The organism is Butyrivibrio sp. AD3002 (genome assembly GCF_000420905.1).
Lineage (GTDB): Bacteria > Bacillota > Clostridia > Lachnospirales > Lachnospiraceae > Butyrivibrio.
Genome location: NZ_ATVV01000052.1, coordinates 1 through 9088, shown reverse-complemented (window position 1 = coordinate 9088; position 9088 = coordinate 1). Strand labels below are relative to the sequence as shown.

Here is a 9088-nt window from a genome sequence, read left to right as displayed (position 1 = left end):
ACAGTGAAAAAATATATAGAAAGCCAGCGCACGGATGACCACAAAAGAAAATATGAAAGAACAGGACGATACAGCAAAGCGAAACGCTGAGGGCCAGCGATTCATCCCCCACCGACTATGTCGGAAGGAGTTTTCTCGCTGATACATCAATAAAAGCCACCTGTGTGAAAGTTTTCATTTCCCAATGGTTTTGCCGTCAGTTTGAAGATCACGCAGCCATCCGGACATACAACAGTTTTGGAGTATTTCCCATCACCACCGACTTTGGTGAGATCACCGCCGCTTCTAACGGCTTCCATCAAAGGGAACAGCATCATCATTGTCTTTGAGCAGATTCCGTAGCCGTCCGCATTTACCGGGCATCCATAGGTACACCTGTAAACATCGCCGATTTCTTCACCGTTACGGCAATATCTCTCTGTATGATCTCCATGTAAAAAACCTGTTACCTCTACAGTAAATTCATATTCTTCATCATACCACTTTTTCATAGTTTTTCTCCGCCTCTCCAAGATAATCCACTATAGGTTCTATATATTTGACATCAGAGATGTCGTAGGATGAAGCACATTTCTCGGCCATTCCCTTTTCTTTTTCAGTAGCATTTTTCTTGTTCTTCAGAACTGATACAAACATCTTCATGGCAAGCTTGTATTGGGGCTTCATTTTTTCATAGTCAAAGCCTCCCTGACAATAGAATACTCTAATATACTTCTTCTGCTCATCTGTAAGAGCATTCTGAAGAAAAACCTCTACATCCGGATTGTCATTAGGACTGCCACCTACGCAGAACATAGCCAGGCGCTTGTTCTTCCAGTTAACAGCTTTTTCAAGAAACCACTTACATTTTACAATATTTCCTGCCATTGCCCAACCGCCGTAGCAGATTGCATCATAGTCCTTGAAATAATCTGCACTCTTTTTCTGCGCATTTTTAAGGTCAAGCAGATCTCCACTCATTCTCTCTGCAAGCCACTCTGCGTATCTTTTGGTAAAACCTGTCTGTGATGTGTAAATGATCAGTGTTTTCATAATTCGCTCAAGTTCCTTTCCATTTTCATGATAGTTTGTATGGTAGTTTGCAGGCTCTTTTCATCGATCCCAGCAAAAATGCGTCCAATGATGTACTGGCTCTGCTGACCGTTATTGTCATTCTGTTCCAAAAAAGCCCTGCATTTATCTGTGACAAATATCCGCTGCTTTCGCTTGTCTTTTTCATCGGGAACAGCTGTGACAAAGCCTTTTTTCTCAAGCTTTAGCAGAATCTGCTTCACATTCTGATGAGAGCTGCCCATTACATCAGAAAGCTCATTCAGTGTCGGAGGTTCCTTGCAAAGGTTGATACAAATTATGGCAAAGAACTGTTTCCAGGTAATCTCCTTGAAATATGCATCAGCTGCAGCCTGATATCTGTTATCAAACGCGCTGAGTAATCCAAGTAAAAATGGCTGAGGAGGCATATCTCCAAAATTTACTTTTTCGATATTCATCACTTCATCGTAATTCATGTGAACTCCTTTTATATTATGTAATATATTACCTATATAAACAATGTAATATATTACTTATTTTTTGTCAACTCTTTATGCACGAAAAAAGCTCCGGCATTTTTACCGAAGCTATATAGTGAAGCCTTAGGCCATGAACTTCCTTATACCCTTTTTGTGATTACCGCTATGGCGCAAGGCATACGCCCATCCACCACATAATACTCAACTTCTGTATATCCCATGTCTGCAAAAAATTGCTTGTAGGAATCCAGATCAAACTGTCTCTTAAAATCTGCTCCAAGAAGCGTAATGACCTTTACTGCCGCAGTTCCCGTCCCCTTGGACATATTTATATACGTGGGAATTATGACTTTTCCTCCCGGCTTAACAACACGCTCCAATTCCCGCAATGCCTTCTCCGGTTCCGGCAACAGATGAATCACATTTCCCGCCACCACTTTATCAAACTGACTATCCTTACACTTTATGTTCGTAATATCTGCTTTTTTGAATAGCACGTTCGAATATTTTCGGCATTTCTTTGATGCCTGCCTAAGCATTCCTGAAGCACAGTCAGTCGCAACCAGCTTCCTGCACTTCTGCGCTATATACATGCTGATTGCTCCTGTTCCACATGCACATTCCAGAACTTCATCAGAAGGGTCGATAAATTCAGCAACCTTCTTTCCGGTTCCGGAATAAACCTTTCCGTTATATACATTCTCAAACAAATCATATAAAGGTGAAATCTTATCCCAAAACATAATACTGCTCCTATTTCTCTTTGATTTTTCGGAATCATCCTATCATACTTATAATGAAACAGGCCCAAATACACTTATTTGAGCCTGTTTCACACTTATAATCACAATTCTTTGAAGATCATTACATGCGAACGTATTGCCCCATCCATACGCCAGTCTCCATCTTGATCAGTTCTCCTTACTCTCCCAGTATACAATCATTGAACTTCGCAAAATTCTTTAATGTCCGCTCCAACGCAGCACTAAGCTTTTTCGTCTGACGGATTCCGTCTTCCCACCATAGTCCTTTGACTCTCAAAATTTCCTCTTTGCGATCCGGTATGGCTTCGATACGCCCTACAAACTTATCTCCGTAGAGGATAGGCAATGTGTAATAGCCATATTTCCTTTTCACAGCCGGAGTATATATTTCCCAGGAATACTGAAAATCCCACAAAGCCTTTATAAGCGCTTTGTCCCACATCAGCGGATCAAGCGGAGCTATGAAAGACATTCGGGGCTTAAGATCAGCATCTCCTTGAAGCACCTGCTTCATCAGCTCTTCATCTTCTACGCGGTAATGAAATAGCGGCTTAAAACCTTCCACAATTACCGGAACTATTTCCCCCTCAGTTATCAGCCTATCAAGTATCCCTTTACGTTTCTCGGCATTTATGTTTATTCCAAGAAGTGCTGTACTGTTTTTATCCCACAAAAGACCTACCGCACCGATTCTGCGAAGAACACGCCACGCGATAAAATCGTCTTCATTTTTACAGGGATTATCTGCATTAAGAATTGTCTCCGGTATATGTCTTTTGGCCAGATCATAGTACTTTCGACTTCCCTTTTTGTGGTGTATAACAAGTTCACCGTCTGTATATAACTGCTCCAGTACAGATCTTGCAGCCTGGGACTTTTTATGCCAATTACCACTCCAATGCATTGAAGAATGCCAAAATATCTCTCCCTCAATAGGCAGAGTATCGCTGGACACAGGGCCGTGCTCCTCTATGTAGTATATCGCCTGCTCCTTAAGTTCATCCAGCCCTTCAAAGGTTTCTCCCAGTTCATGGCTCCTATCCCTATAAGAAGAAAAATAAGGCCAGTCTTCCGTCGGCCATATGGATAACTCTTTGTCCGCATAGTCCACAAGTTTGCGGTCTTTATACAAAAGATCCTGCAACATAGATTTCTTAAATCCTTTAACTCTGGACTGCAAGGTCAGCTCTGCATTTTTTCCGCAAACATCTACAGGATCATACTGTATGCAGCCTGCCTGGCGCACATACTCATATGCTCCATCTTTTCCGATAAACCGATATGTTCCTATCAATCCCTGTTTTAAAAGAATAAATTGTCTTGCCTGTTCATTAGTAATTGTTTTCATATTTACTCTATTTTCGGCAGGCTCCATCGATAATCCCATGATTTTTATCCTCCACCAAAACCCCATTATAAAACTGCTCTTGAAAGGCAATCTGTGCGTAGATTTCATCTTTATTCGGAATCCTGATATTGTCCGGCACATTGCCATTTTCATCGCAAGGAATTACAATCCATTTATTTTCACTGTCATCATATCTGTGATACACAGCAATTACTTTTCCTATGAATTCTTTAACTGCCGAGCTTTCGCCCAGGAGATATATATCCTGTTCTTCTCCGTCACCTCCGATTACTCCATCAACATAACCATAGTTGACCGGGTAGTACAAATTTTTGTGACGCGGGTGGTAACTTCCCATTGGGCGATCAATTTTTCCTCTGACTATCTGACCGATGACATTCTGATATTCATGATCCGGTACAGGGTTTAACTCAAAACCATAAAGATCTCCCATATTGAGGCAGCATTCACCTTTTTCATACATTTCTTTGAATTCATCAAAAGAAAGCCACTTCGTTTGAATAACCTCTTGGGTTGTGGCCTTTTTCAAATCCGGCTCCTGTGTTGTCTCAAAATAGTATGAATCACGTATCCAGTTATGACGCTGTCCGTCAAAGCTCGTAGTCACTTTTGTCGCTACAATTCTTGCATCCTCAGGATCCAGTTTAATTCCAACTTCCTCATATACTTCTCGAAGCGCTGCATCAAGGCTGGTTTCACCTGATATAGAATGTCCCGCAACCGTTTCCCATTTAAGTGGATCCGTGTCTTTATCGGCTGTTCTCTGCGACATCAGATATTTTCCGGTCTTTGGATTTTTTATCCAAATCATTACCCACAGATGGAATTCATCTTTTGATAGATTTCCCTGCTCCCCACGTATACAAGCCTTTCCGGTCAATTTTCTGTCTATTGTGTATACATCCCACAACTCACCCATTTTTCCATACTCCCTCTATAATAATTATCTGAGCAATGAATTTAACGCATCAATATATACATCTTTATGTACTTCGTGTATCGAATGATCACTGGTCGTCGTTTCAATGAATGTGCAATCTGTTATGTTGGGTTGCGTAAGTTGTTTGAGGCTATGTCCGGATATAATCGACTATCCGCATTTGTGTTCATTTCGCAAATTTAAAAAAATATTATTTTTGCGAATCGGAAAGCCATCTGGCGATATCGATAATCCTTATTCCTTCATGCTGACTTTCCTCATGTTTTGTTCTGGCTATCAGCATCTTCGGATAAGCATCCTTAATCCCTAAAAGCGATGAAACCTCTCGCTTAAAAGTATCTTCTCTGGATATATCATCAGTTACCTGAATGTAGACCTTTTCGCCTTCTTTGATTGCGACAAAATCTACTTCCTTTTCATATAGTTTACCTACATATACTTCGTATCCGCGTCTTAGAAGTTCTATTGCAACAATGTTTTCGTAGAGATGCCCATAATCAGCATTTTTTGTTCCTATCTCAGAAAAACGGAAAGCCAAATCGGACAGGTAGTACTTCTTATCTGATTCCAGATATCTTTTCCCCTTTATGTCATACCGCTGTATAGGATAAAAAAGGAAGGATCGACAGAAATAATTCATATACGCCCCTACCGTCTTATCATTAGTTTTGTAGGTGCCAGATGTTAGTTTGGATGCCACATTTCTTATCGAAGTCTGATTGCCAACGTTATCCATAAGATAATTTCCAATCATTATCAAAAGATCTTCGTTTTCTATCTTGAATTTTCTTACAATATCCTTTGTAATAGTGGTCCTATAGATACTATTAACATATTGTCTGGCATCTTCCTCCGTTTTATAAAGATATGAACCAGCCATTCCACCTTTCTTTACATAAGAATCAAAGGCTTCATCTATATCATTTGATGGATAGTACATAAGATATTCCTTAAAGGAAAATGGGTATAAACTTATCTCATAAACTCTTCCACCAAACAACGTAGCCAAATCACTCGATAAAAGAAATGCATTTGAACCGGTAAGATAAATATCATAGATTTCTTCTTCGTAAATGCTATTGATCACACGTTCAAAGTCTTCACATAGCTGTATTTCGTCAATAAAAAGATAATTTGTTTTATCGCGGGCATACTGTTGCTCTATGTAGTCATAAAGCTTGTCCGCATCCAACAGTTTCTCGAACTTCTTTAAGTTCAGCTTAATTCGGACAATATTAGCCTTATCATCAGCAGATATCAAATCTATGAAAGCATCCATCAATTTGGATTTACCGCTTCTTCTTACCCCTGTTATAACTTTTATGTCCGGAACATCCTTTACCGATAAAAGTTTATTTAGATAATAGTCTCTTTTTATAAGTTTCATCGCAATTTCACCGCCTTTATCTAATTGTATTTCATTTCGCAAATTTAATCAATTTTTAAATTTGCGAAACGAAAACTCAAAATAAAAACTTCCGAATCCCAAACTATAAGTTTAGATCCGGAAGCTTTAATATTTTGGAATACAATTCTATAGCTCTATTATTTTGAATATCCTTATAAATTCCTTATAATTGCCTGATATCCTTCTAACCATAGACAAAAGAAATGCGGAAAAACAAAGGCTTTACGCCTTATACGGGAGGAACTCACAATGAAAAACTTACTTAAAAACGGTCTCACAGGCTTTGAACTTAAGTACCTGGCCCTTGTATTTATGGTGCTAGACCACATTCACTACTTCTTCGAATTCACAGGCATGATACCCATTTGGTTCTCATGGCTCGGTAGACTGGCAGCTCCTTTATTCCTGTTCTGCCTCATAGAAGGTTTCATCCACACCCACAACAAAAAAAGATATTTTCTCAAGATCTACTCTATCTCAATAATCATGGGTCTCATACGATTTGGCTTCTACAATGTACTTAACTTTGCAGTCAGAGGAGATGGCTTCATGCCTGCAAACGCTATGCTTTCAAGCTTTGTGGTACTTCTAGTAGTACTTATGGGAATTGATTGGATTAGGCAAAAGAAATACTTCATTGGAATCATGGCTGTGGTAATCCCGGTTATATTGCCATATCTCTTTATATACTTTGTATATATGCCGTTTGCGGATAACCTTACAGTTAATCTTTTTGCAAGCCTTATCAACTTCACAATCCTTCCTCTTCATATCATGATTGAAGATGGCGGAATTCTTACACTTATTGAAGGTGTGATCCTATATCTGTTTAGCTTTTGCAAAAACAAGAACGCAAGAATCTATGCATACGTTATCTTTGAGCTCTTGTACGGAATTGGACTTGTGACACTTTCTATTGGATCATTTAATGTTCACACTCTTATATTTGAAGCCTATGAATGGATGTCAGCCTTTTCAGCTATATTCATGCTCTGCTATAATGGACAGCGTGGCCATGGAAATTCAAGGTTATTTTACCTCTTTTACCCAGCCCACATCTACGTTTTGTATGGCATATCTCTTATTGCCTATTCATTATTTTGATTAAGAAACATATAAGCTGATGGGAACAATTCTGATGAAATTACTAGTTATTGATGACGAAAAAGACATACTGATACTAATAAAGAGGGCTCTTTCTTCAGATTATGAAGTAACAACAGTACATAGGCCCTTTGAAGAGGTCCCGGATAACCTCGCAGACTATGATCTCCTGATCACGGATGTGATGATGCCCGGTGAAGATGGATATTCTCTTTTAACCAGGATTCGCGACAAGACAGACGCTCCCATCATCTTCTTAAGTGCCAAGGCCCTTGAGGAAGACGTTATCTATGGCCTGTCTATTGGTGCTGACGATTATATCAGAAAGCCCTTTGCCGTCGCCGAGCTTAGAGCCAGGGTTGCCGCCCACATAAGACGTGATAAGCGCGATCACAGCGCCTGCATCAAGGATGGAAGCATCAGTATTTATCCTGACTCCAGACTTGTGCAGGTTAATGGAAAAGAGCTATCTCTTACCAAAAGCGAATTTGACATCGCTATGCTCCTTGTGCGGAACAAGGGGCAGGTCTTTTCCAAGGAACAAATTTATGAAAAGATCTATGGTTTTGATAAGGATGGCGATGAATCAGCAGTAACTGAACACATCAAAAATCTTAGAAGAAAGCTGTCTGCCGCAGGAAGCGTTATTGAAACAGTATGGGGAATAGGTTACAGATGGAAAAAAGAAGCATAACTATAAGCCGCATGATCAGCATCTATATTGCAGTTGTCAGCGTGTTAATTGGCTTTACTACTCTTGTTGCACTCATTATTGCTTTCTTCCTAAATAGAGAAAGCTCTTTTGCCGCAGATAATGTAGAAAAAGCAGTGGAAGCCTGGATTCATGATTGTCAGGAAAGTGGTGAGATAAACACAGCTCTTTTCCCAGAAGGGGCAGATATTATCGTGGTTTCAACTGATGGAGAAGAAATCTTTGTGAAGGTGTCATCTTCTAAGGAGAAGGCGCTTCGTAAATTCGCCAGAGAGTCAAGTCCTGAGAATGGCAGGTTGCTTCACGGAAAAGATGTTTATCTGCGTATGGACGCCGCCGATGAAAGTGCATTTATTCACTACTGCGTAAGTGCACCTCATGAGTACCTGATTCTTTTTACCTTTGCCCTTGCATACCTATTGGAAGTGCTGATCCCAACTGTTGTTCTGATCAAAAAGATTAAGAGTAGCCTTAGAAAAGTATTTGATTATACAGAGAGTCTGAAGAGCCAGGATCTTAGCGTATCACCGATAAACACAGGCATTTACGAGCTGGATCAGATAAACATTGCAACTGACAGCATGCAAAAAGAGCTTGTTGCCACCATGGAAGATAATTGGAAAAAAGAACAGGATTCAAAGGCTCAGATGGCTCAGATAGCCCATGACCTCAAGACTCCTCTTACAGTCATCAGAGGAAACGCAGATCTTCTCATGGAGAAAGAATACGATGAAGAATCCAAGGAAAGCCTTGAAGCCATAATTCGTAATTCTGAAAAGATAGCCCTAAGCGTTCTTGATATTCTTGAAAAGTAGCATCACTTTCGCTTATTGAATTATCCTGAAGGCTAATTCTTTATTTCTTCAAGAACTCTTTTTGCTTCATCATACTCTTCATATATAGGACTATGTGCTGAGTTTTCAAAAACATACATCTTTTTGGTCGGAGCTTCCAATACATTTCTTTGTTCCATTTAAACCTTTTTCTTTATTATCTTCTCATTGTTTCTTGCGAGATCACTCAGTTTGTAGGATCTGATTCGCTGATTTACCATCAAAGGCTCCACAAAACCATGTTTGGCTAGAACAGATGAACTACCACCACCGACTCTGCGTCGGAAGAGGTTTCTGTTATGCCGCAAAGTGGCATGAACCTTTGGGATGCTTAGTGCATCCCAAAGAACAGGGCATGTCCACTATGCCCCTATCCCATTGGGTTACCTTTGGGAATACTTTTCTTAAGATATTTGCAGCTCCGTTTATGTCTGCATTTGTTATTGT

11 protein-coding genes are annotated in these 9088 nt (G+C 39.8%); 3 read left to right on the top strand and 8 right to left on the bottom strand.

The window, feature by feature from the left end:
- Positions 1-146: 146 nt before the first annotated feature.
- From G596_RS0119735 to G596_RS0119700, 7 genes are all read right to left on the bottom strand, one after another.
- On the bottom strand, positions 147-491 hold the full coding sequence (locus G596_RS0119735; protein WP_022763523.1) for a TIGR04076 family protein: 345 nt from the start codon (positions 489-491) through the stop codon (positions 147-149).
- Positions 475-1032 (bottom strand): flavodoxin domain-containing protein, encoded by a 558-nt coding sequence (locus G596_RS0119730; RefSeq protein ID WP_022763522.1) that lies wholly within the window; start codon positions 1030-1032, stop codon positions 475-477. Before G596_RS0119730 ends, G596_RS0119735 begins: the two co-directional genes overlap by 17 nt.
- Positions 1029-1508 carry a MarR family winged helix-turn-helix transcriptional regulator gene (locus G596_RS0119725; RefSeq protein ID WP_022763521.1) on the bottom strand — a complete coding sequence of 160 codons (480 nt, stop codon included), beginning with the start codon at positions 1506-1508 and terminating at the stop codon, positions 1029-1031. Before G596_RS0119725 ends, G596_RS0119730 begins: the two co-directional genes overlap by 4 nt.
- A 143-nt stretch (positions 1509-1651) precedes the next feature.
- A complete protein-coding gene (locus tag G596_RS0119720; RefSeq protein ID WP_022763520.1) occupies positions 1652-2254 on the bottom strand; it encodes a class I SAM-dependent methyltransferase in 603 nt (200 codons plus the stop codon).
- A 178-nt stretch (positions 2255-2432) separates the two neighbouring features.
- A complete protein-coding gene (locus G596_RS0119715; protein WP_026498216.1) occupies positions 2433-3623 on the bottom strand; it encodes a winged helix-turn-helix domain-containing protein in 1191 nt (396 codons plus the stop codon).
- 7 nt (positions 3624-3630) lie between these two features.
- Positions 3631-4563, bottom strand: coding sequence for an NUDIX hydrolase (locus tag G596_RS24655; RefSeq protein WP_081646829.1), 933 nt, complete (start codon positions 4561-4563; stop codon positions 3631-3633).
- 211 nt (positions 4564-4774) lie between these two features.
- Positions 4775-5971: an ATP-binding protein gene (locus G596_RS0119700; RefSeq protein WP_022763518.1), complete on the bottom strand. Its 1197-nt coding sequence runs from the start codon at positions 5969-5971 to the stop codon at positions 4775-4777.
- Positions 5972-6241: 270 nt separating this feature from the next.
- Here G596_RS0119700 and G596_RS0119695 point away from each other — a divergent pair, with 270 nt between their 5' ends.
- From G596_RS0119695 to G596_RS0119685, 3 genes are read left to right on the top strand one after another with little or no spacing between them, the layout of a single operon-like run.
- The gene (locus G596_RS0119695; protein WP_022763517.1) at positions 6242-7096 is read left to right on the top strand and encodes a TraX family protein; all 855 of its coding nucleotides are present in this window, start codon (positions 6242-6244) and stop codon (positions 7094-7096) included.
- A 34-nt stretch (positions 7097-7130) separates the two neighbouring features.
- Positions 7131-7790 (top strand): response regulator transcription factor, encoded by a 660-nt coding sequence (locus tag G596_RS0119690; RefSeq protein WP_022763516.1) that lies wholly within the window; start codon positions 7131-7133, stop codon positions 7788-7790.
- Positions 7772-8623 (top strand): histidine kinase dimerization/phospho-acceptor domain-containing protein, encoded by an 852-nt coding sequence (locus tag G596_RS0119685; protein ID WP_022763515.1) that lies wholly within the window; start codon positions 7772-7774, stop codon positions 8621-8623. The genes G596_RS0119690 and G596_RS0119685 overlap by 19 nt, the downstream gene beginning before the upstream one ends.
- 32 nt (positions 8624-8655) lie before the next feature.
- Here G596_RS0119685 and G596_RS25825 read toward each other — a convergent pair whose 3' ends face one another.
- The gene (locus tag G596_RS25825; protein WP_022763514.1) at positions 8656-8781 is read right to left on the bottom strand and encodes a hypothetical protein; all 126 of its coding nucleotides are present in this window, start codon (positions 8779-8781) and stop codon (positions 8656-8658) included.
- Positions 8782-9088 lie beyond the last annotated feature (307 nt).

Excerpts from the sequence above, each read along its gene's own strand:
- G596_RS0119725 (WP_022763521.1), bottom strand. The coding sequence starts at position 1,508 with ATGAATTACGATGAAGTGATGAATATCGAAAAAGTAAATTTTGGAGAT.
- G596_RS0119690 (WP_022763516.1), top strand. The coding sequence starts at position 7,131 with ATGAAATTACTAGTTATTGATGACGAAAAAGACATACTGATACTAATA.
- G596_RS25825 (WP_022763514.1), bottom strand. The coding sequence starts at position 8,781 with ATGGAACAAAGAAATGTATTGGAAGCTCCGACCAAAAAGATGTATGTT.
- G596_RS0119685 (WP_022763515.1), top strand. The coding sequence starts at position 7,772 with ATGGAAAAAAGAAGCATAACTATAAGCCGCATGATCAGCATCTATATT.
- G596_RS0119735 (WP_022763523.1), bottom strand. The coding sequence starts at position 491 with ATGAAAAAGTGGTATGATGAAGAATATGAATTTACTGTAGAGGTAACA.
- G596_RS0119695 (WP_022763517.1), top strand. The coding sequence starts at position 6,242 with ATGAAAAACTTACTTAAAAACGGTCTCACAGGCTTTGAACTTAAGTAC.
- G596_RS0119715 (WP_026498216.1), bottom strand. The coding sequence starts at position 3,623 with ATGAAAACAATTACTAATGAACAGGCAAGACAATTTATTCTTTTAAAA.
- G596_RS0119700 (WP_022763518.1), bottom strand. The coding sequence starts at position 5,971 with ATGAAACTTATAAAAAGAGACTATTATCTAAATAAACTTTTATCGGTA.
- G596_RS0119730 (WP_022763522.1), bottom strand. The coding sequence starts at position 1,032 with ATGAAAACACTGATCATTTACACATCACAGACAGGTTTTACCAAAAGA.
- G596_RS24655 (WP_081646829.1), bottom strand. The coding sequence starts at position 4,563 with ATGGGTGAGTTGTGGGATGTATACACAATAGACAGAAAATTGACCGGA.
- G596_RS0119720 (WP_022763520.1), bottom strand. The coding sequence starts at position 2,254 with ATGTTTTGGGATAAGATTTCACCTTTATATGATTTGTTTGAGAATGTA.